This window comes from Pseudomonas nitroreducens (assembly GCF_010994165.1).
Classification (GTDB): domain Bacteria; phylum Pseudomonadota; class Gammaproteobacteria; order Pseudomonadales; family Pseudomonadaceae; genus Pseudomonas; species Pseudomonas nitroreducens.
This window is the reverse complement of sequence record NZ_WMBX01000001.1, coordinates 1,367,165-1,392,639: the sequence shown is the minus strand read 5'-3', so window position 1 is coordinate 1,392,639 and position 25,475 is coordinate 1,367,165. Positions and strand designations below refer to the sequence as shown.

General features: G+C 66.7%; 23 protein-coding genes. 12 read left to right on the top strand and 11 right to left on the bottom strand.

The features are described from left to right. Positions 1-87: 87 nt before the first annotated feature. Positions 88-1,512: an MltF family protein gene (locus GJV37_RS06620; RefSeq protein WP_024764522.1), complete on the bottom strand. Its 1,425-nt coding sequence runs from the start codon at positions 1,510-1,512 to the stop codon at positions 88-90. Between the two features lie 224 nt (positions 1,513-1,736). Here GJV37_RS06620 and GJV37_RS06615 point away from each other — a divergent pair, with 224 nt between their 5' ends. The 5 genes from GJV37_RS06615 to GJV37_RS06595 all read left to right on the top strand — a co-directional run bounded on the left by GJV37_RS06615 (position 1,737) and on the right by GJV37_RS06595 (position 6,797). Then, positions 1,737-2,537 carry a TatD family hydrolase gene (locus GJV37_RS06615; RefSeq protein ID WP_170858414.1) on the top strand — a complete coding sequence of 267 codons (801 nt, stop codon included), beginning with the start codon at positions 1,737-1,739 and terminating at the stop codon, positions 2,535-2,537. Between the two features lie 137 nt (positions 2,538-2,674). After that, positions 2,675-4,153 (top strand): methyl-accepting chemotaxis protein, encoded by a 1,479-nt coding sequence (locus GJV37_RS06610; protein ID WP_170858413.1) that lies wholly within the window; start codon positions 2,675-2,677, stop codon positions 4,151-4,153. A gap of 115 nt (positions 4,154-4,268) precedes the next feature. Then, positions 4,269-4,628 carry an Mpo1-like protein gene (locus GJV37_RS06605; protein WP_024764519.1) on the top strand — a complete coding sequence of 120 codons (360 nt, stop codon included), beginning with the start codon at positions 4,269-4,271 and terminating at the stop codon, positions 4,626-4,628. A 187-nt stretch (positions 4,629-4,815) separates the two neighbouring features. Continuing rightward, complete coding sequence (locus tag GJV37_RS06600) at positions 4,816-5,220, top strand: putative pterin-binding protein (RefSeq protein WP_170858412.1); 405 nt, start codon at positions 4,816-4,818, stop codon at positions 5,218-5,220. After that, positions 5,220-6,797 (top strand): GGDEF domain-containing protein, encoded by a 1,578-nt coding sequence (locus GJV37_RS06595; RefSeq protein ID WP_420875885.1) that lies wholly within the window; start codon positions 5,220-5,222, stop codon positions 6,795-6,797. The genes GJV37_RS06600 and GJV37_RS06595 overlap by 1 nt, the downstream gene beginning before the upstream one ends. A gap of 11 nt (positions 6,798-6,808) precedes the next feature. Here the strand turns inward: GJV37_RS06595 and GJV37_RS06590 are convergent, their stop codons facing one another. From GJV37_RS06590 to GJV37_RS06565, 6 genes are all read right to left on the bottom strand, one after another. Then, complete coding sequence (locus GJV37_RS06590; protein WP_065084267.1) at positions 6,809-7,609, bottom strand: acyl-CoA thioesterase; 801 nt, start codon at positions 7,607-7,609, stop codon at positions 6,809-6,811. A 112-nt stretch (positions 7,610-7,721) separates the two neighbouring features. After that, positions 7,722-8,492, bottom strand: a complete 771-nt coding sequence (locus GJV37_RS06585; RefSeq protein WP_038803745.1) for a CHAD domain-containing protein — start codon at positions 8,490-8,492, stop codon at positions 7,722-7,724. Positions 8,493-8,561: 69 nt separating this feature from the next. Further along, entirely contained in the window at positions 8,562-10,577 is a 2,016-nt protein-coding gene (locus GJV37_RS06580) for a transglutaminase TgpA family protein (protein WP_170858409.1), read from the bottom strand. Continuing rightward, complete coding sequence (locus tag GJV37_RS06575; protein WP_193452243.1) at positions 10,574-11,527, bottom strand: DUF58 domain-containing protein; 954 nt, start codon at positions 11,525-11,527, stop codon at positions 10,574-10,576. The genes GJV37_RS06580 and GJV37_RS06575 overlap by 4 nt, the downstream gene beginning before the upstream one ends. Positions 11,528-11,537: 10 nt before the next feature. Further along, entirely contained in the window at positions 11,538-12,455 is a 918-nt protein-coding gene (locus GJV37_RS06570; RefSeq protein WP_170858407.1) for an AAA family ATPase, read from the bottom strand. Positions 12,456-12,554: 99 nt separating this feature from the next. After that, a complete protein-coding gene (locus GJV37_RS06565; protein ID WP_024764513.1) occupies positions 12,555-13,415 on the bottom strand; it encodes a LysR family transcriptional regulator in 861 nt (286 codons plus the stop codon). A gap of 122 nt (positions 13,416-13,537) precedes the next feature. On the opposite strand from GJV37_RS06565, the gene GJV37_RS06560 reads away from it, so the two are divergent. Continuing rightward, on the top strand, positions 13,538-13,987 hold the full coding sequence (locus tag GJV37_RS06560; RefSeq protein ID WP_170858406.1) for a multidrug/biocide efflux PACE transporter: 450 nt from the start codon (positions 13,538-13,540) through the stop codon (positions 13,985-13,987). A 157-nt stretch (positions 13,988-14,144) separates the two neighbouring features. On the opposite strand, the gene pyrF is transcribed toward GJV37_RS06560, so the two are convergent. The 3 genes from pyrF to GJV37_RS06545 form a co-directional block, all read right to left on the bottom strand. Beyond that, entirely contained in the window at positions 14,145-14,843 is a 699-nt protein-coding gene (pyrF, locus tag GJV37_RS06555; RefSeq protein WP_024764511.1) for an orotidine-5'-phosphate decarboxylase, read from the bottom strand. A 100-nt stretch (positions 14,844-14,943) separates the two neighbouring features. Next, positions 14,944-15,867 (bottom strand): response regulator, encoded by a 924-nt coding sequence (locus GJV37_RS06550; RefSeq protein WP_193452242.1) that lies wholly within the window; start codon positions 15,865-15,867, stop codon positions 14,944-14,946. Between the two features lie 2 nt (positions 15,868-15,869). After that, positions 15,870-17,171: a sensor histidine kinase gene (locus tag GJV37_RS06545; RefSeq protein ID WP_193452241.1), complete on the bottom strand. Its 1,302-nt coding sequence runs from the start codon at positions 17,169-17,171 to the stop codon at positions 15,870-15,872. Positions 17,172-17,488: 317 nt separating this feature from the next. On the opposite strand from GJV37_RS06545, the gene eat reads away from it, so the two are divergent. From eat to GJV37_RS06530, 3 genes are all read left to right on the top strand, one after another. After that, entirely contained in the window at positions 17,489-18,853 is a 1,365-nt protein-coding gene (eat, locus tag GJV37_RS06540) for an ethanolamine permease (protein WP_024764509.1), read from the top strand. 240 nt (positions 18,854-19,093) lie between these two features. Beyond that, a complete protein-coding gene (locus GJV37_RS06535) occupies positions 19,094-19,264 on the top strand; it encodes a DUF2897 family protein (protein WP_065084401.1) in 171 nt (56 codons plus the stop codon). Positions 19,265-19,363: 99 nt separating this feature from the next. Continuing rightward, complete coding sequence (locus tag GJV37_RS06530) at positions 19,364-20,128, top strand: CPBP family intramembrane glutamic endopeptidase (protein WP_193452240.1); 765 nt, start codon at positions 19,364-19,366, stop codon at positions 20,126-20,128. A 44-nt stretch (positions 20,129-20,172) separates the two neighbouring features. Here the strand turns inward: GJV37_RS06530 and GJV37_RS06525 are convergent, their stop codons facing one another. Then, positions 20,173-20,793 carry a TetR/AcrR family transcriptional regulator gene (locus GJV37_RS06525; RefSeq protein WP_186352629.1) on the bottom strand — a complete coding sequence of 207 codons (621 nt, stop codon included), beginning with the start codon at positions 20,791-20,793 and terminating at the stop codon, positions 20,173-20,175. A gap of 219 nt (positions 20,794-21,012) precedes the next feature. Between GJV37_RS06525 and GJV37_RS06520 the strand changes: the two genes are divergently transcribed. The 3 genes from GJV37_RS06520 to atuC all read left to right on the top strand — a co-directional run bounded on the left by GJV37_RS06520 (position 21,013) and on the right by atuC (position 25,399). Continuing rightward, on the top strand, positions 21,013-22,806 hold the full coding sequence (locus GJV37_RS06520; RefSeq protein ID WP_170858402.1) for an acyclic terpene utilization AtuA family protein: 1,794 nt from the start codon (positions 21,013-21,015) through the stop codon (positions 22,804-22,806). Between the two features lie 97 nt (positions 22,807-22,903). Beyond that, the gene (locus tag GJV37_RS06515; protein WP_170858401.1) at positions 22,904-23,779 is read left to right on the top strand and encodes an SDR family oxidoreductase; all 876 of its coding nucleotides are present in this window, start codon (positions 22,904-22,906) and stop codon (positions 23,777-23,779) included. A gap of 3 nt (positions 23,780-23,782) precedes the next feature. Further along, positions 23,783-25,399: a geranyl-CoA carboxylase subunit beta gene (gene atuC, locus GJV37_RS06510; protein ID WP_170858400.1), complete on the top strand. Its 1,617-nt coding sequence runs from the start codon at positions 23,783-23,785 to the stop codon at positions 25,397-25,399. The last annotated feature ends 76 nt before the right edge of the window (positions 25,400-25,475 follow it).

Here is a 25,475-nt window from a genome sequence, read left to right as displayed (position 1 = left end):
ACAACCGGGGTTGCTTGGCGACCAATATAACCAGTTTTTACGATATCAAAAGCGCAAAATAGCGCTGAAAGCTATCGAAAAAACTGATTACTTCTTGATTGCCGCCACGCTCTCACGTGGCTCGAGGCCATCACGTTCCCGCTGATATGCAAGATAGTACTTGTTGACGCTACTGACGTAGTTCACCACGCCCATGCCCAACTGCTCGGCCGCCACGCGCTCGACCTGGAAGAACCACTGGTTGGGGTTCAGGCCCTGGCGCTTGGCCTCCGCACGCAGGCTTTGCACCCGCTCGGGACCGGCATTGTAGGCAGCCAGAACGAAGGCCATGCGGTCCCGTTCATTGATGCGCGGGCTGGAGAAGAAGCGCTTGCGCAGCATGGCCATGTAACGGCTGGCTGCCTGCACGTTGTTCTCCTTCTGGTGCACGGTATCCACGCCCACGGCGCGGGCCGCCGCCGGGGTGATCTGCATCAGCCCGGTGGCGCCGCCGGCGCCGCGCGCGCCGGCATTCAGGTTGGACTCCTTGAAGCCCACGGCGGCCAGGGCCAGCCAGTCGACCTTGCTCTGCTCACCATAGCGTTGCAGGGTCGGGCGCACGGCTTCCAGGCGCTTGCGGTCGGGAACGAGCAGCGGGTTGCGCACCTGGTAGGCGCGGCGGTACAGGCGCTGGAAGGCCGCGTCCTGGTCCGCCGGGGCGCGATAGTCCTTGAGGAAGCGGTTGACGCTGGCGCGCAGCATCGGCGCGTCACGACGAACGTACCAGGCCATCGGCTCGCTGTTGTCCAGCACCAGATGACGATCGACGCGCAGTTTGGTGAAGACCTTGCTCCAGCGTTCGGCGATGGGCTGCTCGACCACGGTGTAATTGAAGATGCCGGCCTGGACCATCTCCAGCACGTCTTCCACCGCCAGGGAGGAATCGGTCCACTCCAGCACCAGCGGCGCCATGCGCTTCTGCGCCAGGCGCTCGTTGACCTTGCGCACGGCCTCGCCGGCGGCGCTGCCGGCTGGCAGGGTGATGGTGCGGCCGGCCAGCTGCTCCAGGCGCACGAACTTGCGGTTGCCCTGCTTGGTCACCAGCACCAGCGGCACGTCGGCCTTCCACGGCAGGCTGGGGCTGACGTTCTGGCCATCGCGGGCCAGCAGGACTTCCCCGGGCGCGACCAGATCGCCTTCACCGCGCTGCAGCGCGCCGAGCAATTGATCCTTGGCCTTGGGAATGAACTGGATGGTGAGCGGCTTGCGCCCCGGGGCACTGTCGTTGAGGTATTGCTCGAAGGCGCGCAGGCGACGGTATTCGACGCCAATGGGTTCGCCCTTGATCTCGCCGGAGCTGTTGCGGCTCTGGTTGACCAGAACCCGCAGGGTGCCGCCGGAGCGGATCGTGGCGAGGTCGCGGGCGTCGGTGTTTTCCTGCTCCCAGTTTTCCGGCTGGGCCGTCAGGCGCGCGGCCGCCGGCAGTGGCGTCAGGGCCACGAGGCACAGCAGTAGCAACAACAGTCGGGTCATCCAGCTCTCCAGGGGCTCGCACTCGGCGGCGGGCCGATTAGAGTGCGGTTTCGGCCGGGGGTTCCCGACCGCCAAGGGCGCGCAAGATTCTCACAGGAGGGACTCATTACCAACCCGAAACTTCCGATATATCTTCGGAATAATCCGCAACCTGTTGTTTTTGAAGAATTTTCGCCTGGAAAGAGCGTTTTGCTATGCTCCGCATCCGGACAAAGGGAACAAAAATGCAACTGATCGACATCGGCGTCAACCTCACCCATCCAAGCTTCGAGCCGGAACGTGAAGCGGTCCTCGCTCGCGCGATCGAGGCCGGCGTCGCCCAGATGGTGCTCACCGGGACCAGCCTGTCCGACAGCGAACAGGCCCTGGAACTGTGCCGGCAACTGGACGAAGAACAGCGTCTTTACTGCACCGCCGGTGTCCATCCCCATGAAGCCAGCCACTGGGACAGCGGCAGCGCCAGGGCGCTGCGCGGCCTGCTGGCGGAGGACCGGGTAAAGGCCGTGGGCGAATGCGGCCTGGACTTCAACCGCGACTTTTCGCCGCGCCCGCAGCAGGAAAAGGCTTTCGAAGAACAACTGGGCCTCGCCGTGGAACTGCAATTGCCGGTGTTCATCCACGAGCGCGATGCCGGAGAGCGCCTGCTGGCGATCCTCAAGGAGTTCCGCGACCGGCTCCCTGCGGCCGTGGTGCATTGCTTCACCGGCGAGCGCCGCACGCTTTATTCCTACCTCGACCTCGACCTGCACATCGGCATCACCGGCTGGATTTGCGACGAGCGCCGCGGCACCCATCTGCAGGAGCTGGTGCGGGAAATTCCCGAAGGCCGGCTGATGCTGGAAAGCGACGCACCTTATCTGTTGCCGCGCACGCTGCGGCCCAAGCCGAAGAACGGCAGGAACCAGCCGGCCTACCTGCCCGAAGTGCTGACCTGCGTGGCCCAGCATCGTGGCGAGAGCGCAGAGCGCGTCGCTGCCCATACCACCGAGAGTGCGCGGCGCTTCTTCGACCTCCCGGAAATTTGAACCGGCTCTCAAGAATGCCCTTCCTCGGCCGATAAGTCGGGAGCGGAAGGTGGCTTGATTCCCATCAATGGCCACCTTCATCCCTTTTCACGACAATAATGGCGCCCTGCCACTATTCGACCGACAAGAAGACATCTATGGCCGCCTGGATCCGCGATATTTCCCTCAAGTACAAATTCTGGGCCGTCAACGCGGTCGCCTTCGTCACCACTCTGCTGCTGGTGCTGTTCGCCATGCACCAGGAGCTCGATGGGCGCAACCAGCAGGCACGCCAGGGTGCCGAAGCCCAGGCCCAGATGCTCAAGGGCTGGCCGGCGGGCTCGGAGCTGCCGACTTCGCCGAACCTCGTCAGCTTCGCCGCCGGCAGCGCCCCGCAGATCGCCGGTGTCGACGGCTCGGCCCTCGCCCGCGCCACCGGCTGGGTGGACCTGCAGGATGCGCAGAACCGCAACGGCGCAATGGCCGGCGCTTACGTGCAGGATATCGGCAACGGCCAGCGCGTTGCCGTGCTCGCCCGCGGCGCCGACTTCTGGAGCGTCTTCGAAGACCGCGCCCTGCCCTTCGCCGGCGCCGTGCTGGTGCTGATGCTGGCCCTGCTGGCCGCCTCGCAATTGCTGATCCGCTTCATCCTCACGCACCTGCTGACCCTGCGCGACGTGATGCTGCACGTGGAAAAGAGCGGCGACCTGTCCGCCCGCGTGCCGCTGGAAAGCCGCGACGAAGTCGGCCAGATGGCCACTGCCTTCAACGCCATGCAGGCCGGCTACCAGCGCGTGGTCGGCACCGTTGCCCAGGCCGCCGGGCGCCTCGACGAAGGCGCGCGCAGCCTTGCCAACAGCATGGGCCAGGTGCGCCAGGGCATGCTCGGCCAGCAGAGCGAGACCGACCAGGCCGCCACCGCCATCAACGAGATGTCCACCACCGTCCACCACATCGCCCAGCATGCCGCCGACACCCGTGACCAGTCGCAGGAGGCCGACCGCCTCGCCGGCAATGGCCAGCAGGTCGTCGGTCGCGTTGGCCAGTCCATCGCCGGGTTGTCCCAGGGCGTGCAGCAGACCGCCGAGATGATCCAGCAGCTGGCCCAGGACAGTCACAAGATCAGCAGCGTGGTCAGCGTGATCCATGGCATCGCCGAACAGACCAACCTGCTGGCTCTCAACGCCGCCATCGAGGCCGCCCGCGCCGGCGAGATGGGTCGCGGTTTCGCCGTGGTGGCCGATGAAGTGCGCAACCTCGCCAAGCGCGTGCAGGACTCCACCGACGAGATCACCCAGATGATCAATGCGCTGCAGTCCGGCACCCGTGACGCGGTGGAATTCATGCAGGAAAGCTCGATCAAGGCCGATGGCTGCGTAGAGCAAGCCCGTGAAGCCGGCGAAGCCCTGGCGGCGATCGCTTCGGCGGTGGCGCTGATGCGCGAGAGCAATACCCAGATCGCCGTGGCCGCCGAGCAGCAGAGCCAGGTCGCCGAGGAAATGACCCGCTCGGTCGTCGGTATCCGCGACGTGACCGAACACACGGTGCAGCAGACCGTGGACTCGGCCGGCACCAGCCACCAGTTGGCGGACCTCGCCGGCGAGCTCAGCCGCGCCATCCGCCAGCTGCGCCTGTAATCCCTATCGCCCGCATAGCCTGCGTCCATTGGCGCGGGCTTCGGCGCAGCACCTAGACTGCTGATAGTCCGCCCGCCTGCGCTCAGGCGGGCCTTTCAGTCTCGGGAGCACCCACATGGGCAAACGTCATCCCAACCTCCTCGCCTGGCAGTGGCAGGGCTACGCCGCCAACCACCGCAACCCGACCAACCTGGCGTTGCACATCATCGCCGTGCCGCTGTTCATCCTCGGCGCCCTGACCCTGCTCAGCGGGCTGTTCGGCCTGAGCCTGTCGGCGATCCTGCTGGGGGTGATCGGCATGGTCGCCTCGCTTGCCATCCAGGGCCGCGGGCACAAGCTTGAAGAGCAGGCGCCCGAACCCTTTAAGGACCGCAAGGACGCCGTCAGCCGTCTGCTGGTCGAGCAGTTCGTCACCTTCCCGCGCTTTGTTTTGAGCGGCGCCTGGTGGCGTGCCTGGCGCAATCGCGGGCGCTGAGCCGGCCATAAGAGCAGGGCGCGGCATTGCGGCCATTCAAGTACCGGGCAGGTTCGCCGATATAATCGTCGAGATTTCGTCGCGAGCTGTTGAGATGTCGGCCTTTCGTCATTTTATTGGCTTTTTTGCCTGCCTGTTTATTGTCACGACTGCGAACTCAGCCCCGGAATCGACGGCCGAGCGCACCGTGCTGACCATTGCAGTCAAAGGCCAGCCGCAACTCCAGCGCCACTACAGCCTGCGCGAGCTTGAAGCGCTGCCGCAGAGCGAGCGGCGCTCGATGCTCCCGGAAGAAACCCGGGTCCATGGCTGGCAAGGCGTGCGCCTGAGCATCCTGCTCGCCGTCTTCGAGCGCGGCGACGCCCAGCGCCTGCGGGTCGAGGCACTCAACGACTATTCCGCGCTGATTCCACTGAGCGACCTGGACGCCTTCGACCCGATCCTCGCCTACCGCCGCGACGGCCAATCCATCGGTATCGCCGAGCGCGGCCCGCTGTTCGTCATCTACCCGATGCTCGATTACCCGGAGTTGCGGACCCAGGTCTATTTCAACCGCACCGTCTGGCAGGTAAGCCGCATTACCCTGGAGTGATCGCCGTGCCCCCGCAACTTCCCAGGCGGCGCTATCGCCGCCTGACCGTCATCATCCTCAGCGGCCTGATCGCGGCGCTGACCGCCGGCGCCGGCGCCGCGCTGCTGATGGTGCACCAGCATGTCCGCCAACTGGCCCACCCCGATGCCCACAGCGAGCTGTGGCAGGCCTACCAGCTGCGGGCCGAGCTGGAGCGCTCGTTGAACAGCGCCCGGCAGGTACTCGCCGGGGAGAGCGACAGCGATGCCCTGGCAACCCGTGTCGAAGTGCTCGCCAGCCTCCTGCCGCCGCTGCGTAATACGCCCGTCTACAACTACCTGGCCGTACCCCGCCCGGAAGTGCAGGCAACCCTGGAAAAGATCCAGAACCTGAGTGACGCCTGGCTCAAGCGTGCGCCATGGGGGCAGCCGCAGGCCGCGAAACTGCTGGCCGGCGAGATGCTGCACGAGCTGCCGCCTCTGCTCGAACCCACCCACGAACTGGTGGTGGTCACCAACATTGCCCTGACCAACTACATGGACGCCGAACGCCAGGACCTGCAGCGCGCCTTCAACCTGCTGGCCTGGGTGCTTTTCGGCCTCGGCCTGTGCAGTGTGCTGCTGGCCTTGCGGGTGATCGCCAATTCGCGGCGCAAGCTCCTGCTCACCCAGCGCCTGCATGACCTCAACCAGTCGCTGGAGCAGCGCGTCGAGCAGCGCACCCAGGAATTGAGCGAACGCAAGGCGCTGCTGCGCTATATCCTCGACACCAGCCCCAGCGACGTGGCGCTGCTCAGCGACGAAGACTCCCGCGCCCACTACGTCAGCCCGCGGCTGTTACAGCGCACCGGCATCCGCCCGCACGAACCCTTCACCCTGAGTCGGCTGTTCGACGATCCCGACGAGGAAGCACGCTTCCGCCAGTCCCTGGCCGATCACGGCCAACTGGACAGTTGGGAGACCCGCCTGGCGGGCAATCCGCCTTTCTGGGCGATCGTCTGGGCACGGCGCATGGAGGTGGACGGACGCCCCGCCTCGCTGGTGTGGAGCTTCGACATCAACCAGCGCAAGACCATGGAACAGGAGTTGCGCCTGCTGGCCACCACCGATCCGCTGACCGGCCTGCAGAACCGCCATGCCTTCGTCAAACGCGGCGTCGCCCTGCTCAAGAGCGCACAGCGCTACGACCGCCAGTGCTCGGCGCTGATGCTGGACATCGACTTCTTCAAGCCGATCAACGATACCCACGGCCACGCCTTCGGCGATGCCGTGCTTCAAGCCGTGGCGAAGGAGTTGACGCAGGGACTGCGCGAAGTGGACCTGCTTGGCCGCCTGGGTGGCGAGGAGTTCGCCGCAATCCTTCCCGAAACCGACCTGCAGCAGGCGCTGCAGGTCGCCGAACGGGTACGCAACAGCGTCCAGGCACTGTCCTTCACCAGCGAAGACGGCAGCCGCGTGCGTCTCACCCTGAGCATCGGCGTGGCGGCCCGGCGCGAAGGCGAGCTGCGCCTGGAGGACCTGCTCGCCCGCGCCGACCGGGCCCTCTACCGGGCCAAGGCCGGCGGCCGCAACCGCACGGAGACCGCACCCGGCATTTAGCGGGGGCAGCCCTAGCCGAAGATGGTCACCGTCTGCCGGCCGATCGCCAGGAGCTGGCCATCGGCCGACCAGGTCTGGGCGGCGATGTGCCCGTAACCGTCGCGGGCATGCTCGATGGTCGCCAGGTACTGGCACCAGCCATTGGCGGGCATCGAGGGCAGCGGCTGGACGAACTCCACGGTCCAGGTCAGCGAGCTGGAAGGCGCTGGCGATTTCAGATGCGGCAGGTTGGCCGGCGGCCAGGCGTCGATCAGCGCCAGCAGGTGGCTGATCTCCATCGGCTCCTCGCCCACGTCGCCGCCGCGGAAGCGCATCCAGCCACCCATCTCGCGCTCGCGACTGGCCGAGAACGGCATGTGCCCGACCGCCCAGCGCATGGCGATATTCTGGGTGAAGGCCGGCATCAGCTTGCGAATGTACGGCAGCTCCTGGCAGTCCTCGACGGCCTTGAACATCGGTGGCGGCAGGCCGTCCATCTGCACGGTGGATTCGCGTCCCACACCGAAGCTGCCTTGCGCCAGCAGCACCACCTGCCCGTTCTGCACCGCGCGGCAGAATACCTGGCTGACCGACTTGCCCTCCCGCAGCACTTCGGCCTCGAAGCTCACCGGCACTTCCACCTCGATGGGGCCGACGAAAGTGATCGCCAGCGAACGCACCGGTCGTCCGGCCTCGGCCACCGCCGCCATGGCCTCGTAGGCCAGCGCCGCCACCAGGCCGCCGAAACTCGCACGGCCCTGCGCCCAGGCGGCGGGGATGACAATGGACAGCGGTGCGGCACGCACCGCCCGGAGCAGTTCGCTGAAGGACATGATCGGACTTCCCTGAGGCTTCTGGAAAATGGCAGCTGGTTGCGATCTTAGGGGCACCGGCAGCCCCGGCAAACCATCCAAAGCCTTGTCCCTTGCAGGAAATGCCCTGTCATCAACGAGCCCTATGCAGCGCTTTCCGCAGGGCTTCGAGGCTCTCGTCGGCGAGGCGCTCGGCGAGGTCGTGGCGGGCGTTCCAGTGCGGCTGCAAGGGCATCAGGTCGAGTTCGCGCTCGCTGCGGATCAGCCACTGCTCGTAGTCATGCCAGTCGCCCAAGGCCGATTGCGCATCCTTCAGCGGCGCGAGCAGTCGCTGCGGCACCGCCGACTCCTTCGGATAGGCCTCCAGCGAATAGCGCACGCGCTTGATCAGCAGGCGCAAGCGATGGCGATCGTGGGCCGGATCTTCCAGCGCGTCGCGCAGCTTCCGCCATTCCCGGGCAAGGCGCTTCTCCACCTTGCCGTGCAACCCCTTGAGCACGCCATGGCGCTCCGCTGTTCGCCACAGCTGCGGCCAGCCATCCAGGCGCAGCAGCAGACGCTCCCACTGCGGGCTGGCGAGCAGCGTGGCATAGCCGGAAATCAGCGCCGGCCGGCGCAGCGCGGCGGCACGCTCGTAGCCCTCGGCCTCCAGCGCCGGCAGCAGCACTTCCAGATCACGCAGCGGACCGCTGAGACGGCCCATATCACCCAGCGCCTGCTCCAGTTCGTCGATCCCCGGCATGCCCCGCACCGGGTGCAGCAGACTGCGCAGCCGGCGCACAGCGATGCGCAGGTCGTGCAGCGCCTCGGGATCGGACTCCGCCTTCAGGCGGGAGGACGCGGAGAACAACGCGACCTCCTGCTCGATCAGATGGCTTACCAGGTAATCGCAGAAGGAGGTCACGGCAGGCTCCACGCCAGAGGGTGAGCTATCAGGTTAGCCCCCGCCAGCACACCGGCAAGGGCCGCGATGTCACGTCCCGTTTCTGCGCGCAGACCACAAGCGCCAGGGCAGTTCGCGACGCAGGCGCGCCAGGTGCGCACGCAATTGGGCCGGAGCGGTGGCGGCTCCGCCATAGCGCTGTGCTTCGAAGGCTTCCAGGTAGCTGCGGATCGCCTGCGCGTGGGCCGGGAGGACCCTGCTCGCGCGCCGGCAGAAGTCCCGCGCGCCCTCCCCCGGCTCGCGATGCACCCCCAGGGGCGCGAGCATCCTTTCGAAACGCTGGAAGCTCTGCAACTGGAGATCGGTGGAACGCCGCCAGGGCTTGAACAGCACCAGCGCCAGCACAGCCAGCAACAGCGCGCCACCGCCCACCAGCAGGGCGCCGATCCACTGCCGGTCCAGTCCGCCGAACCAGTTCTTCAGCATGTCGCCCTGCTGCTCGGCCTGGTAACCCAGCACCCAGCGCTGCCAGCCGTAGTTGACGTCGTCCCAGGCCATGCGCAGTTGGTTGAGCAGCGCGAAGTTCCGGTAGCGCAGGGGTGAAAACGGATCGGCCTCGAGGAAGCTGCCTTCCTGGCTCATGGCCGCCTCCAGCCCTTGCTCGATCCGCTCGGGCGATACGGCGCCCGTGGGGTCAACGCGCGTCCACCCGCTGCCCGGCTGCCAGTACTCCACCCAGGCGTGGGCATCGAACTGGCGGATCGCCAGGTAGTTGCCCGACGCGCTGGCCTCGCCCCCCTGGTAGCCGGTCACCACGCGAGCCGGAATCCCCGCCGCGCGCAGGACGAAGGTCATGGCGCCGGCATAGTGCTCGCAGAAGCCGGCCCGGGTGTCGAACAGGAAACCGTCGATGCGCTCCGGGCCAACATCCGGCGGGCGGAGTGTGTAGCGGAACGGCTGCTCGCGGAAGTGCCGGAGCATCGCCTGCACCAGCTCGGCCGGCTGTGGGTAGCGTTCGCGCAGTTGTCGCGCCCAGGCGCGGGCCTGGGGATTGCCGCCCTGCGGCAAGGCGAGGTTGATCCGTTGTGCGCGGGTGGCGTCGTCCGGCTCCAGCAGAGCGTGCGGCCAGGAGGTGGCGCGGTAGAGCAGCCCCTGGCGTACCGGCAGGCGCCGCTCCAGGTGGAAGTCGCTCATCATCCGCGCATCGCCCAGGCTGGCCTGCGCCACATCCAGCCCGAACAGCCAGGGCCGACCGTTGGGCTCCATGATCACCTGGTACTGCAAGGGCTGCCCCTGCCGCTGCCATTGCGGCTCACGGTCGCCACGCTGGAACGCGGTACTCCAGCGCACGCCGTCGAAGCGTTCCAGGGTCAGGGCGCGCCAGTACAGTTGCGAGCGCGGCGGCGGGCTGCCGTCGAAGCTCACTCGAAAAGCCAGCGCAGCAGACTGGCTCAGTTCCACCATGTCGCCGGGCGCCATGCTGTCACTCAGCCCGGTCATGGATTTGTCGCCGGGCATTGGCAGCGACCACAGTGGCCCCATGCGCGGGAACAACAGGAAAAGCAGCAGCATCAGCGGCAAGGCTTGCAGCAGCAGACCGCCGGCCAGGCGCAAGGTCGGCATCGGGCGCGCGGCGAAACCGCTCTGCTGCAGGCCGATGGCCGCCGCGAGCAGCGCCAGCACCGGCAGCAAGCTGAAGGCGGCGGCGAGGATGTCATCCTGGAACAGGTAACTGGTGGTAACCGCGAAGAACCCCAGCAGGATCAGTACCCAGGCATCGCGGCGAGTCTTGAGCTCCACCAGCTTGACCACGAAGGCCGAGATCAGCAGCACCACGCCGGCATCCAGGCCGAGCAGCGAGCCGCGGGAAAACCACACGCCCAACCCGGCCAACGCCACCAGCGCCAGCTTGGCGATACCACTGGGGTAGTTGGCGCGCATGCGAAACACCTGGATGCGCCAGGCGGCGCAACCCAGCCAGAGGGCGACGACCCACAGCGGCAGATGTTCCAGGTGCGGGATGATCACCACCGCCTGGGCCACCAGCAGCCAGGTCAGGGCCACCCGTGGAATGGGCTGGGAGGAAGTGGCGGTCGCACTGCTCATCGCTTCGTCCCGTGCAACGCCAGAGCGCGCAGGCAGGCGTCGCGATGGGCATCGTCCAGGCCGACCGCCAGTTGCGCATCCGGCAGGCGCAGGCCGAACGGCTGCTGGCGCCGCGTGAGCTGCAGGACCCAGAAGCACAGCCGGGACAGGCGCCCCTCGGTGTCGCCGCCCAGGCTGTCGAACTCCAGCCAGATGTTGCGCCCGGCCAGCGCGGAGAAATCCTTCACCAGCAGGCCCTGGCCACGGGAGTAGGCCTTCCAGTGCAAGCGCCGGCGCGAATCGCCCGGCTGGTAGGGCCGCAGGCCCTGGTAATCATCGACGCCGCGCCCGCTGGGCCGCACGCCTTCCTCGTCGTTCTCCGCCGCCCCGCTTTCCAGCGGCAGGTCGCCGGGCTGCGGATGCGGGTAGACCAGCGCCGACTGGTCCAGGTCGACCCAGCTCCAGGCGACCAGCAAGCCCAGCGGGAAGCGACTCTCCACCCGCAGGCGACCAGGGCGCAACCAGCCACGGCGCTCGGCTGGCACGCTCAGCAGCAACTCTTCGGCGTGGTCCGCCGTGACATCGGCGAACTGCATGCGCTCGGCTTCCCACCCCAGGCCGATGGCCTGCCGGTTGCGCCCTTCGCCCTCCAGCCGCACCCGGAAGGCTGCCTGCTCGCCGACGAACACTGGCTGCGCGCCGAGCGCCGACAGACGCAGGCCGCCCAGGTTGCGGTAGGTGTGGAGGATGGCGACGATGAACAGCGACAGCAGCAGGAAGGTCAGGCCATAGGCCAGGCTGTTCTGATAGTTGATCGCGGTCAGCAGCATCAGCAACAGCGCGACGCCGAACGCCAGGCCCTGCCGGGTGGGGATGATGAAGATGCGGCGCTGGTTGAGCTGCAGCGAGGGAGACGGCGGTATGCGCCGGGCTATCCAGCTCTGCCACAGTGGCCTGACCTTGACGAGCATGGCGTGCCCCTCAGAGAGCCGGAACTTCGCGCAACAACCACTGCACCAACGCACCGCCGCCATGCCCGGCCGGGTCGGCCTGGTCGCGCAGGCGGTGGCCGGCCACCGAGGGCAGCACGGCCTGTACGTCCTCCGGGATGACGTAGTCGCGCCCGGCCAGCAACGCCCAGGCGCGAGCCGCTGCCAGCAGCGCCAGGCTGCCCCGCGGTGACAGGCCCAGGGCAAAGGCCGGCTGGGTGCGCGTGGCTTCCACCAGGCGCAGCACGTAGTCCACCAGCGCATCGCTGGCGCGCACCGCCAGCACCTCGCCCTGCAGCGCCTGCAGTTCCTGCGGGTCGAGCATCGGTTCCAGGCGCGGCAGCAGGTCGCGGCGAGCTTCGCCCAGCAACAACGCCTTCTCGGCGGCGCGGCCGGGGTAACCCAGGGACAGGCGCATGAGGAAGCGGTCGAGCTGGGATTCAGGCAGCGCAAAGGTGCCGCCCTGGGTCACCGGGTTCTGCGTGGCGATGACGAAGAAGGGTTCGGGCAGCGGCCGGGTCGCGCCCTCGATGGTCACCTGCCCTTCCTCCATCGCCTCGAGCAGCGCGCTCTGGCTCTTGGGGGTGGCGCGGTTGATCTCGTCGGCCAGCACCAGCTCGGAGAAGATCGGCCCGGGATGGAAGACGAACTGCCCGCTGTCCTTGTCGAACACCGAAGTGCCCAGCACGTCGCCGGGCAGCAGGTCGGAAGTGAACTGGATACGCTGGAACCCCAGGCCCAGCACACGCGCCAGGGCATGGCTGAGGGTGGTCTTGCCCATGCCGGGCAAGTCTTCGATGAGGAGGTGACCGCGCGCCAGCAGGCAGGTCAGCGCCAGCCTTACCTGAACCTCCTTGCCGAGCAGGACTTCGTCAACTGCCTTCAGACAATTCTCCAGCTTGGCGCGCATCCTGACCTCACAATCTAGGAAAACTCCGATCCTACTGGTGTCACGCCGGGCATCAAAGGCCCCGACACATTTAGTCCGGAAACTGTGATGCAGAGCGCCTCAACGGCCCAGCAGCCGCTCCGCCAGCCAACTCGCGGCCGGCCCCAGGCGTCGTTGCCGCGACCAGATCACATCCACCGCCACTCGGCGCGGCCAGCCGGCAACCTTCAGCTCCTGCATACGCCCGCCGGCGAAGCGTCCTACCATCCAACTGGGCAATTCGATCCAGCCGAAGCCGAGCACCGCCATGTCCAGCAACAACAGGTAGTTCGGCGCGCTCCAGCAGCGCCCGCCCAGCAGCGGTGCCGCATCGTCCAGATAGGTATTCAGGCGCAAGGCGCGGTAGGCCAGCAGGTCTTCGCGCTCCACGTGCTCGCGGCCAGCCAGCGGGTGGTCGCGGCTGACGAACAGGCCGAACTCCGCCTGTTCGCTCAAGGTCGCAGAGCTGATATCCGGCGCGTAATCCTTTTGAGCGGCAAGCAGCCCCAGGCTGGCGCGCCCCTGAACAACCAGATCGAGCACATCGCTGTCCTCGGCGATCAGCCACTCGAACTCCAGGTCCGGGTAGCGCGCATCGATCTCCGCCAGCCGCGCCTCGAATTCGGCGGACTGGTAGGTGTCCGACATCGCCAGGGTCACCCGCGACTCCAGCCCGCCTACCAGCTGATGGGCGAGCTGGCCGAGGCGGTCGTTGGCCATCAGCACTTCCTCCACCCGCCCGAGCAGCGCGTGGCCGGCTTCGGTCAGTTGCGGCTGGCGACTGCTGCGGTCGAACAGGGTCAGCCCCAGATCGATCTCCAGCCGCGCGATGGCCTCGCTGACGGTGGACTGGCTCTTGCCCAGCTTGCGCGCGGCGGCGCTGAACGAGCCCAGGCATGCGGCCTCGGCGAAGGCCTGCAGGGATTCGGGGGAATATTGCATGGAGCGACACCTCTACCATCGGTTAAACCGATGGTATCCAACTTAGATCCAGCCGGTCGACCGATGATAATGGCGCCAGACCGACGGAGTCGGCCTGCCACTGCCTTATCTGGAGAAACCCCATGAGCCCGACTAAAACCCTGAAGGAACGGATGTTCCACGCCGGCCTTTTCGAACTGCTGGCGGTCGTCATCTGCGCGCCGACCCTGGCCTGGCTGATGGACAAACCCCTGGGCCACATGGGCGCCATGACCCTGATGTTCTCGGCCATCGCCACCCTGTGGAACATGCTATTCAACGCCGCCTTCGACCGTGCGCAGAACCGCATGGGCTTCAGCCGCACCCTGTCGGTGCGCGTGCTGCACGCCTCGCTGTTCGAGCTCGGCCTGATCGTCCTGCTGGTGCCGCTGGCCGCCTGGTGGCTGTCGGTGAGCCTGCTGGAAGCCTTCATCCTCGACATCGGCCTGGTGCTGTTCTTCCTGCCGTACGCGCTGGTATTCAACTGGGTGTACGACGTTGTGCGCGAGCGGCTGATCAATCGCGCGCAAACCACCGCTCAAGCGCACAGCTGAAACCTGTAGGAGCGAGCTTGCTCGCGAACCGCCCAGCTCATGTGCTGCCGGGAGATTTGTTCGCGAGCAAGGACTGGGCGCGCCCCTCGCTCCTACAAAAAGCAAAAACAAAAAAGCCCGCATCGCTGCGGGCTTTTTCATGTCCGAAAGAACGCGATCAGGCCAGGCTGGCAGCGATCTCGGCGAGTGCCTTGGCCGGGTCGGCGGCTTGGCTGATCGGGCGGCCGATCACCAGGTAGTCGGAGCCGTTGTCCAGCGCCTGGCGCGGGGTGAGGATGCGACGCTGGTCGTCCTGGGCGCTGCCAGCCGGGCGGATGCCGGGGGTGACCAGTTGCAGTGCCGGATGTGCAGCTTTCAGCGCCGGCGCTTCCTGGGCGGAGCAGACCAGGCCGTCCATGCCGGCCTTCTGCGCCAGCGCAGCCAGACGCAGTACCTGCTCCTGGGGCTCGACGTCCAGGCCGATGCCGGCCAGGTCCTCGCGCTCCATGCTGGTCAGCACGGTCACGCCGATCAGCAGCGGCGACGGACCATTGAAGGCATCCAGAGTCTCGCGGCAGGCACTCATCATGCGCAGACCGCCGGAGCAGTGCACGTTGACCATCCACACGCCCATCTCGGCGGCGGCGCGCACGGCCATCGCGGTGGTATTGGGGATGTCGTGGAATTTCAGGTCGAGGAAGACTTCGAAGCCGCGGCTGTTCAGAGTCTCGACGATACCGGCAGCACAACTGGTGAACAGTTCCTTGCCCACCTTCACCCGGCACAGCTTCGGATCGAGCTGGTCAGCCAGCGCCAGCGCGGCTTCGCGGGTGGGGAAATCCAGGGCGACGATGATCGGGGTCTGGCAGGCGGACATGGGCTCTCTCGCGGGTATCGAAAAAATCGGCGCGCATTGTCGCAGAAACGCGCCGACTTCCGTAGCCCGCCCGGCAGGAATGCTCCGTCGCCGACGGCGATCAGGCACTCAGCCGCTCGCGAAGGCGGCCGAGCATGCCCAGCAGGCTGCCCACTTTCTCTCGCTCACGATCCTCGCGAGGCACCTCGGCGATGCGCGCGACTTTCTGCTCCGGCTGGGCGCGCCAGAGCAGCGTCTGCTCGGCGGCGGCCTTCAGGCCCTTCTCGAACAGGCCGCGGCGGATCGGCTTGGGCAGGTAGCGAAAGATCTGCGCCTGATTGATCAGCGCCAGCAGGTCCTGGGTGTCGCGGAACGGCGTGACGACGATGCTCAGCAGGCGCGGATGAGCCTGCGCCAGGGACTTGAGCAGCGGCGCGGTGTCTTCGCCGGCCAGCTTGAGGTCGCTGACCAGGATATCGATAGGTTCGCTGTTCAGTCGCACGATGGCCTCGGCGAGGTTGCGCGCGCGGTGCAGCTGGTGGGTACCGGCGCTGCAGAACTCGCCGACGCACGCCAGGGTCTCGGCATCCTCGTCCAGCAACAGCACGTTGAGCGGCGCAACGACGCGGCTGATCGCCTTGGTATCGATGGGCTCGGCCGGCGCCTGGCGCTGGGCGATCTCGGCCGCCTGGCGCAGGGTGAAGGCCATTTCCTGCGGGTCCCAGGGCTTGGTCAGGTAGCGGAAGATGCCGCCGCTGTTGAGCGCGTCCACCGCGGCGTCGAGGTCCGAGTAACCGGTGAGCAGGATGCGCAGGGTGTCCGGGGCGATTTCCCGGGCCTGGGCGAGCAACTCGGCGCCGGTCATCTGCGGCATGCGCTGGTCGCTGACGAGAATATCGATGTGCTCTTCGCGCAGGCGCTGCAGGGCCTTGTGCGGATCGGTTTCCACCAGCACGTCGTAGTGACGGCGGAACTGCATCGCAAGGCTGCGCAGAATGCGTTCCTCGTCGTCGACGAAGAGGATGCGGACAGGCTGCTGAGTCATGTTCAGGCGCTCCGTTTCAGTTCGCTGGCCTGCTGGATCGGCAGGCTGATGAGGAATCGTGTGCCGCGTCCGGGTTCGGATGCCACGCGGATGCGGCCGCCGTGGTCCTGGACGATCTTGTAGCTGATCGACAGGCCCAGGCCCGTGCCCTGCCCCACCGGCTTGGTGGTGAAGAAGGGGTCGAAGATGCGCGCGCGCACCTCATCGTCCATGCCCTTGCCGTTGTCCTGGACCGAGAGGTGCACATGGGTTTCGTCCGCCCAGGATTTCACCTGGATCAGGCCGAACTTCTGCATGGCCTGGGCGGCGTTGGTCAGCAGGTTGAGCAGCACCTGGTTGATCTGGCTGGCGGCGCAGGCAACCTTGGGCAGCGCGCCCAGCTGGGTGGCAACCTCGGCCTTTTCCTTGATGCTGTTGCGGGCGATCAGCAGCGCGCTGCGTACGCAGTCGTTGAGGTCGACCTCTTCGCTGCGGGCGCGGTCCAGGCGGGCGAAGTCCTTCAGGCCGCCGACCAGCTCGCCGATCTGCGCCAGGCCGAAATCGGTGTCGCCGAACAACTGGTCGAGATCGCCCACCAGTTGTTCCAGCGCCGCTTCTTCGCGGGCCTGTTCGAAGGCTGCGCGGGTGCGCGCCAATTGCTCGGGGTCGCAGGCCGGGTCGTCCAGGCATTCGTTGAACAGGGCCTGGGCTTCGGTAAGGCCGAGCAGTGGCAGCAACAGCTCGCGCAGCAGCGCGACGTTGTTCTTCACATAGCCCAGCGGCGTGTTCAGCTCGTGGGCGACGCCGGCGACCATCTGCCCGAGGGACGCCATCTTCTCCGATTGCACCAGCTGCGCCTGGGACTCTCGCAGGTCCTGCAGCGTCTTGTTGAGCACGCGGTTGCGCTGGGCGACGCGCTGCTCCATGGCTTTCAGCAGATCGAGCACCGTGCCCAGGCCGAGGTAGCGTCCCTGTTCGTCCACCAGGACGAAGTCCTCGGTGATCGGGTAACTCAGTTGGGCGGTGACCTGTTGCGAGGCTTCTTCGAGGCTCAGGTCGGCGCGCACCTTCAATGGCTGCGCATTCATCACATCGCTGGCCGGGCGGCGGCCCCAGAGGTCGCGGCCAAAGCGCTGCATGAAGATGTCCTGCAGGCCGTTGCGGCTGACCAGCCCCAGCGGCAGCCCGGCCTCGTCCACCACGGGCAGCGAGAGGAAGGCGCGGTGCTCGGCATCGAGGAAGCGATCGGCGACGTCGCTGATGCTCAACTCCGGGGCCAAGGGCGCTACCTGGCGCAACAGTTCGTGCAGGGCGCGGGTGGTCATCGGCGAATCTCCGGTCGCTGGAATGGGCGCCAGTAGACCAGCGGCAGATTGCCATCCTGTGACAGCCGTCGCGGCTCCGCGAAGCGTCACGCTGCGGTCATCGCCGTGCAACAAGCGCGGGACCGCGCACCTGAACGAATCGCCGCGCCCCCATTCGAGGCACGCCAATGTGCCGCGAATGTTCACGAAACGACGCGAAACCACGCTTTGCGACCTGATCTCCGGGCATGGCACGGCCACTGCACGAATCAGCGGGCCGTGTTTTTCATCCTCGTTCGGACTTTCTCTTCTCTGACTTTCTCTTCAGGAGACGTCGCATGAGCACGCAACTCAAACCCACCCTCGGCACCCTGCACCTGTGGGGCATCGCCGTGGGCCTGGTGATTTCCGGTGAGTACTTCGGCTGGAGCTATGGCTGGGGCGTGGCCGGCACCCTCGGCTTCCTCGTCACCACGCTGCTGGTGGCAACCATGTACACCTGCTTCATCTTCAGCTTCACCGAGCTCACCACGGCGATTCCTCACGCCGGCGGGCCCTTCGCCTACAGCCGCCGCGCCTTTGGCGAAAAAGGCGGACTGGTGGCGGGCCTCGCCACGCTGATCGAGTTCGTCTTCGCCCCGCCGGCCATCGCCATGGCCATCGGCGCGTACCTCAACGTGCAGTTCCCCTCCCTCGATCCGAAGCACGCGGCGGTCGGCGCGTACCTGATCTTCATGACGCTGAATATCCTCGGCGTCAGCATCGCGGCGACCTTCGAGCTGATCGTCACCATCCTCGCAGTGGGCGAGTTGCTGGTGTTCATGGGCGTGGTTGCGCCGGGCTTCAGCTTCAGCAATTTCGTGCTCAACGGCTGGGCCGGCTCCGACAGCTTCGGCGGTGCGGCGATCAGCGGCATCTTCGCGGCGATTCCCTTCGCCATCTGGTTCTTCCTCGCCATCGAGGGCGCGGCCATGGCCGCCGAGGAAGCCAAGGACCCGAAACGCACCATTCCCAAGGCCTACGTCAGCGGCATCCTGACCCTGGTGGTGCTGGCCATCGGCGTCATGCTGTTCGCCGGCGGCGCGGGCGACTGGAAGGCCCTGTCGGGCATCAACGACCCACTGCCACAGGCGATGAAGATGGTGGTCGGTGAGAACTCCGGCTGGCTGCACATGCTGGTGTGGATCGGCCTGTTCGGCCTGGTCGCCAGCTTCCACGGCATCATCCTCGGCTACTCGCGGCAGTTCTTCGCCCTCGCCCGCGCCGGCTACCTGCCACGCGGGCTGGCCAAGCTGTCGCGCTTCCAGACCCCGCACCGGGCAATCATCGCCGGCGGCCTGGTAGGCATCGCGGCGATCTACAGCGACGGCCTGATCGCCCTGCAGGGCATGAGCCTGACCGCGGCGATGATCACCATGAGTGTGTTCGGCGCCATCGTCATGTACATCATGAGCATGCTCAGCCTGTTCAAGCTGCGCCGCAGCGAGCCGCACCTGGAACGCAGCTTCCGCGCGCCGGGCTTCCCCGTGGTGCCGGGCATCGCCCTGGCGCTGGCCGTGCTGTGCCTGGCGGCGATGGTGTGGTTCAACCTGCAGATCGCCGGGATCTTCCTGGCCTTCATGGCGGCGGGCTTCGTCTACTTCCAGCTCACCGCCGCCCATCGCGCCAGCGCCCCGGCGGACGCCATGCTCACGGGTGCCTGAGCGCCGTCCGCGCCCTGCCCTCGTGGCGGGGCGCGGGATAATCCGAGCGCCAGGCCATATCCCCACCCGACAACCGCGCTCAGTCAATGTGCGCCCGCAGGATCTGTCCTACGCCAGTGGCGTGAAGCTCAAGGGCGATAGCGAGCTCTGCGAGGCGATCAGTCTGAACCGGTCCGCGCCTGACAAGGTCTGAATCACAGCGTATCGTGATATTCCACTGCCACTGTCGGAGACGGGACCATGCCCTGGTATGCCTGGTTGATCATCGCCCTAGCCCTGGGCTCCATCGTCGGCGCGCTGATGATGCTGCGCGACACCGCGAAAAAGCTCCCGCTCACCGAGGAACAGCTCAAGCGCATCCATGAGCGCAACGCCGAAATGGATGCCAAGGAAGCCGAAGATAAGCGCTGAAATGTCCTAACTGACTGACGTTTCAGTAAAAACTGGCCACAGCGATGGCCAGTGGCAGTCGAAATTGCCTAGACTGCGCCTCCCTGGATGGAGGAAAGAATGCTCAGGAAACTCCTGCCGCTGCTGCCAGTCGTGTTGTTGCTCTGCGGTTTTGCGCTCGGATTCGTCCAGCCAGTGGGGTTGCTGATCGGCGCGTTCTATGTCGCCTGGACTCTCTGCGGCGAGACCCGCCTGCCCCGCCTGCTGTGGTGGCTGGTCTGCCTCGTGCTCAGTATTGCCCTCGCCGCGCACCTGTTGCCGGGCACTACCTCGTGGACACTCTGGCCAGTGCGCCAGCTCAGCCCCGACGCTCCCGTCTATGCCCTCCACCTGTCCTGGGACAAGGCCCTGGTCGGTGCGACCCTGCTCGCCTGGTGGCTGCGCCGCGATCCGGTGCCCGAGGGAAGGCGCTCGCCGGACTTCGCTGCCATCGTCATCGTCACCACGCTGTTCGCCGTGCCCCTGGTTGCAGTGGCCGGCGGCCTGGTGGTGTGGAACCCGAAATGGCCGCCGGGCTTCTGGCTATGGATGCTGGTCAACATCTGCGTGATCTCGCTGACCGAGGAAGCGTTCTTCCGCGGCCTGCTGCAGAGCGAACTGGTGCGCCGGTTCGGCGCCTTTGCCGGTGTGGCGGTTGCCAGCGTGCTGTTCGGCATGGTGCACTGGCCGATCAACCCGTTGTTCGCCGTCGTCGCCGGTATCGCCGGCCTGGGCTACGGCCTGGCCTTCCACTTCAGCGGCCGCCTGGCGGTACCCGTGCTGCTGCACGCGGCGGTGAACTGCCTGCACCTGCTGCTGTTCAGTTATCCGTTGCGAATTATCTAAGCCAGTAGCAGTCTTGTAGGAGCGAGCTCGCTCCTACAAGAGCCTCAATCGCGCATCACCAGCAGCAACGCCTGCTCGGCCAGCTCGTCCAGCGTCAGGCTGCCCTCGGGGCGGAACCAGGTGATGGACCAGGACAGCGCCCCGGTGAGGAAGCGCCGCAGGATGAACGGATCAGCCTGAGTGAATCCGGCCACGCGCGCCTCTTCCAGCACTTCCAGCCACATCTGCTCGTAGATGTCGCGCAGGCTGAGGATGTAGGCCTGGCCTTCTTCCGACAGCGAGCGCCACTCGTAGACCAGCACTGCCATCGCCTCGCCGGTACCGCCGGTGATCGACTGCAGCTCGCAGCGGATCAGCGCCAGCAGGCGCTCGCGCAGGTTCGTGGCATCGGCCAGGGCGGCGCGCATCAGGGCGGTGTTGTAGAGGATGGTTTCCTCCATCACCGAGCGCAGGATTTCGTCCTTGCTCTTGAAGTGATGGAAGATGCTGCCGGACTGGATGCCGACCGCGCCGGCCAGGTCGCGCACCGTGGTGCGCTCGTAGCCCTTGCTGCGGAACAGGTGCGCGGCGGTCTGCAGCAACTTGCCACGGGCGCTCTCCGGGTCGGTGATCTGCCCGGTCCCGACCAGCTCCAGCATGACTTCGCGGGCTTTGCGGTCATCCACGCTTTCTCTCCCCATGGGTCCCATCTGGCCACCTTGCTCAGGGCAATTCATCGAATCGCCCCGCAAGTGCTTGTGTTGTCTGACGAAATGTAAGCCCGCGAGTGCCAACCAAGCAAGCGCTTGGCCATCCAATGGTTGGGGTAGTCATCGACTCGGGGCTTTTCAACCAAGCGCTTGCTTGGTAATGTCGATCCATCACTCAGCGTCACGGGCAGAACAATGACTAGAACCGTACGTATCGGCTGCGCCTCCGCCTTCTGGGGCGATACCTCCACCGCCGCCGCTCAACTGGTGCGCGGCGCGCAGCTGGATTACCTGGTGTTCGACTATCTCGCCGAGATCACCATGTCGATCATGGCCGGTGCGCGCCTGAAGAACCCCGAGGCCGGCTACGCCACCGATTTCGTCGAGGTGATGACACCCCTGCTGGGCGATATCGCTTCGAAGCAGGTGCGCGTGATCAGCAACGCCGGCGGGGTGAATCCGCAGGCCTGCGCCAGCGCCCTGGCCGCCGCCTGCGAGAAGGCCGGCGTGGCGCTGAAGATCGCCGTGGTGCACGGCGACAACCTGCAGCCGCGCCAGGGTGAACTGGCCAAGGCCGGCATCCGCGAGATGTTCAGCGATGCACCGATGCCGCCGATGTGCGTGTCGGTCAACGCCTACCTCGGCGCTCCCGGCATCGTCCGGGCGCTGGAGTCCGGCGCCGACATCGTCATCACCGGTCGCGTGGTGGACAGCGCGGTGGTCAGCGCCGCGCTGGTCCACGAATTCGGCTGGGCCTGGAACGACTACGACAAGCTGGCCCAGGCCGCACTGGCCGGGCACATCATCGAATGCGGCGCGCAGTGCACCGGCGGCAACTTCACCGACTGGGAAAGCGTGCCGGACTACGAGCATATCGGCTTCCCCATCGTCGAAGTGCAGGCCGGCGGCGAATTCGTCGTTACCAAGCCGCAGGGCACCGGCGGGCTGGTCACGCCACTGTCGGTGGGCGAGCAGATGCTCTACGAGATCGGCGACCCGCGCGCCTACCTGCTGCCCGATGTGATCTGCGATTTCACCCAGGTCCAGCTGGCCCAGGTCGGCGAGAACCGAGTAGCCGTCAGTGGCGCGCGCGGCCTGCCGCCGACCGGCCAGTACAAGGTCAGCGCCACCTACCCGGACGGTTTCCGCTGCACCGCCAGTTGCCTGATCGCCGGTATCGACGCGGTGAAGAAGGCCGAACGGGTCAGCCAGGCGATTATCGCCAAGACCGAGGAAATCCTCATGGAACGCGGCTGGGGGCCGTATCGCGAAGTGAGTGTCGAACTGCTCGGCAGCGAGGCCACCTATGGCCCGCACGGGCGCCGCGAGGACAGCCGCGAAATCGTGGTGAAGCTCGCCGTACGCCACAGCCGCAAGGAAGCCCTGGTGCTGTTCTCCCGCGAGATCGCCCAGGCCGCCACCGGCATGGCGCCGGGCCTGACCGGCATCGTCGGTGGCCGCCCGACCGTGTACCCGGTGATCCGCCTGTTCTCCTTCCTGATCGACAAGAACGCCTGCGAGCTGGCCGTGGAGATCGATGGCGAGCGCCAGCCAGTCGCCCTGCCCGCCATCGACCACTTCGACCCGGCCGCGCTGGCCGACGACATTCCCGTGCCGGCGGCCATTGGCCCGGCGCAGGCCAGCGTGCCCCTGGTGAAACTGGCGGTGGCGCGCTCCGGCGACAAGGGCAACCACAGCAACATCGGCGTGATGGCGCGCCAGCCCGAATACCTGCCGTGGATCGCCGAGGCGCTGAGCGAAGGCGCGGTGGCCGAGTGGATGCAGCACGTGCTCGACCCGCAGCTTGGCCGCGTCAGTCGCTGGCACCTGCCAGGCACACACAGCCTGAACTTCCTGCTGGAAAACGCCCTGGGCGGCGGCGGTATCGCCAGCCTGCGTATCGACCCGCAGGGCAAGGCCTTCGCCCAGCAGTTGCTGGAATTCCCGGTGGCGGTGCCGCAAGCCCTCGCCGATTCGCTGCAAACGTAGGGCGAATAACGCCACCAGCGTTATCCACCCATCGACAACGGCGGATGAAGCGTTCCGCTTCATTCGCCCTACGGGATACCTCGGAGTCAGAACAACAATGAGCTACGACTCGATCTTCAAGCCCGGCCTGTTCGACGGCCAGACCATCATCGTCACCGGCGGCGGCAGCGGTATCGGCCGCTGCACCGCCCATGAGCTGGCAGCCCTCGGCGCCCACGTGGTGCTGGTGGGGCGCAAGGCCGAGAAGCTGGAGAAGACCGCCGGCGAAATCATCGAGGACGGTGGCAGCGCCAGCTGGCACAGTTGCGACATCCGTGACGAGGAAGCGGTGAAGACGCTGGTGGCGCAGGTCATCGCCGAGCGCGGGCCGATCCATCACCTGGTCAACAACGCCGGTGGCCAGTACCCCGCGCCACTGGCGTCGATCAACCTGAAGGGCTTCGAGGCCGTGGTGCGCACCAACCTGGTGGGCGGTTTCCTGATGGCCCGCGAAGTGTTCAACCAGAGCCTGAGCAAGACCGGCGGCAGCATCGTCAACATGCTCGCCGACATGTGGGGCGGCATGCCCGGCATGGGCCACTCCGGCGCCGCCCGCGCCGGCATGGAGAACTTCACCAAGACCGCCGCCATCGAGTGGGGTCACGCCGGCGTGCGGGTCAACGCCGTGGCGCCGGGCTGGGTCGCCTCCAGCGGCATGGACACCTACGAAGGCGCGTTCAAGGCCGTGATCCCGACCCTGCGCGAGCACGTACCGCTCAAGCGCATCGGCACCGAGTCGGAAGTGGCGTCGGCCATCGTCTTCCTGCTCTCCCCCGGCGCGGCCTTCATCAGCGGCAACACCATCCGCATCGACGGCGCCGCCAGCCAGGGCAGCCGCGCCTTCCCGCTGTCGAAGGTGAAGCCGGGGCAGAGCCGCTCCTATAACGGCTTCCACCGCGCCTACCTGCCGGACGTCCTCAAGGATCAGGAGTAAGCGATGCCCGTCATCCAATCCGAACTCGATCCCCAGGGCGAAGACTTCGCCCGCAACCGCGAGGCCATGCTGGCCGCCGTGGCGAGCTTCCGCGAGGTCGAACAGAAGGTGCTCGACAAGGCCGCCGAGGCCAAGCCGAAGTTCGACAAGCGCGGCCAGCTGCTGCCGCGCGAACGCCTGAACCTGCTACTGGATGCCGGCGCGCCTTTCCTCGAGATCGGTTCGCTGGCCGGCTACAAGCTGCATGACGACAAGGACGGCACCCAGGCCGGCGGCGGCATCATCTCCGGCATCGGCTATATCGCCGGGGTGCGTTGCCTGGTGACCGCCAGCAACAGCGCAATCAAGGGCGGCACCATCTCCCCCACCGGGCTGAAGAAGACCCTGCGCCTGCAGCAGATCGCCTTCGAGAACAAGTTGCCGGTGGTGGCGCTGACCGAGAGCGGCGGCGCCAACCTGAACTACGCGGCGGACATCTTCGTCGAGGGCGCACGCGGCTTCGCCAACCAGGCGCGCCTGTCGGCGGCGGGCATTCCGCAGGTCACCGTGGTGCACGGCTCGTCTACCGCCGGCGGCGCTTACCAGCCGGGGCTGTCGGACTATGTGGTGGTAGTGCGCGGCAAGGCCAAGATGTTCCTCGCCGGCCCGCCGCTGCTCAAGGCCGCCACCGGCGAAATTGCCACCGATGAGGAACTGGGCGGCGCCGAACTGCACGCCCAGGTCGCCGGCACCGCCGAGTACCTGGCGGAGAACGACGCCGACGGCGTGCGCCTGGCACGGGAAATCCTCGCCGCGCTGCCATGGAACAACCAACTGCCAGCCCGCGCGAAACTGACGTGGGACGAGCCGCTGTACCCGGCGCAGGAACTGCTCGGCGTGGTCCCGGCGGACGCGAAGAAGCCCTACGACGTGCGCGAGATCGTTGCGCGCATCGCCGACGGTTCGCGTTTTCTCGACTTCAAGCACTCATTCGACAGCCAGACCGTCTGCGGCCACCTGCACATCGAAGGCCACGCCTGTGGCCTGATCGGCAACAACGGCCCGATCACCCCGCAGGGTGCGGTCAAGGCGGCGCAGTTCATCCAGCTGTGCGAGCAGAGCAACACGCCGATCCTGTTCCTGCACAACACCACCGGCTTCATGGTCGGCACCGAGTCCGAGCGACTGGGCGTGATCAAGCACGGTTCGAAGATGATCCAGGCGGTGGCCAACGCCACGGTGCCCAAGCTCACCCTGGTCGTCGGCGGCTCCTACGGCGCCGGCAACTACGCCATGTGCGGCCGCGGGCTGGACCCGCGCTTCATCTTCGCCTGGCCCAACAGCCGCACCGCCGTGATGGGCGGCGCCCAGGCCGGCAAGGTGCTGCGCATCGTCACCGAGGAAAAGCACGCCAAGGGGGGCAAGGAAGCCGACCCGAAGATGCTCGATATGCTCGAACAGATGACCGCGCAGAAGCTCGACGCCCAGTCCACCGCGCTCTACGGCACGGCGAGTCTGTGGGACGACGGGCTGATCGATCCGCGCGACACGCGGCAATTGCTCGGTTATCTGCTGGATATCTGTGCGGAAGCGGCCGTGCGACCGCTGAAGGGTAATAGTTTTGGGGTAGCGAGGTTCTGATCGGGAATTGGGAGAGTGGGCAGAAGACCCTCTCCCCCCGCCCTCTCCCGCAAGCAGGAGAGGGAGCCAAAGCGAC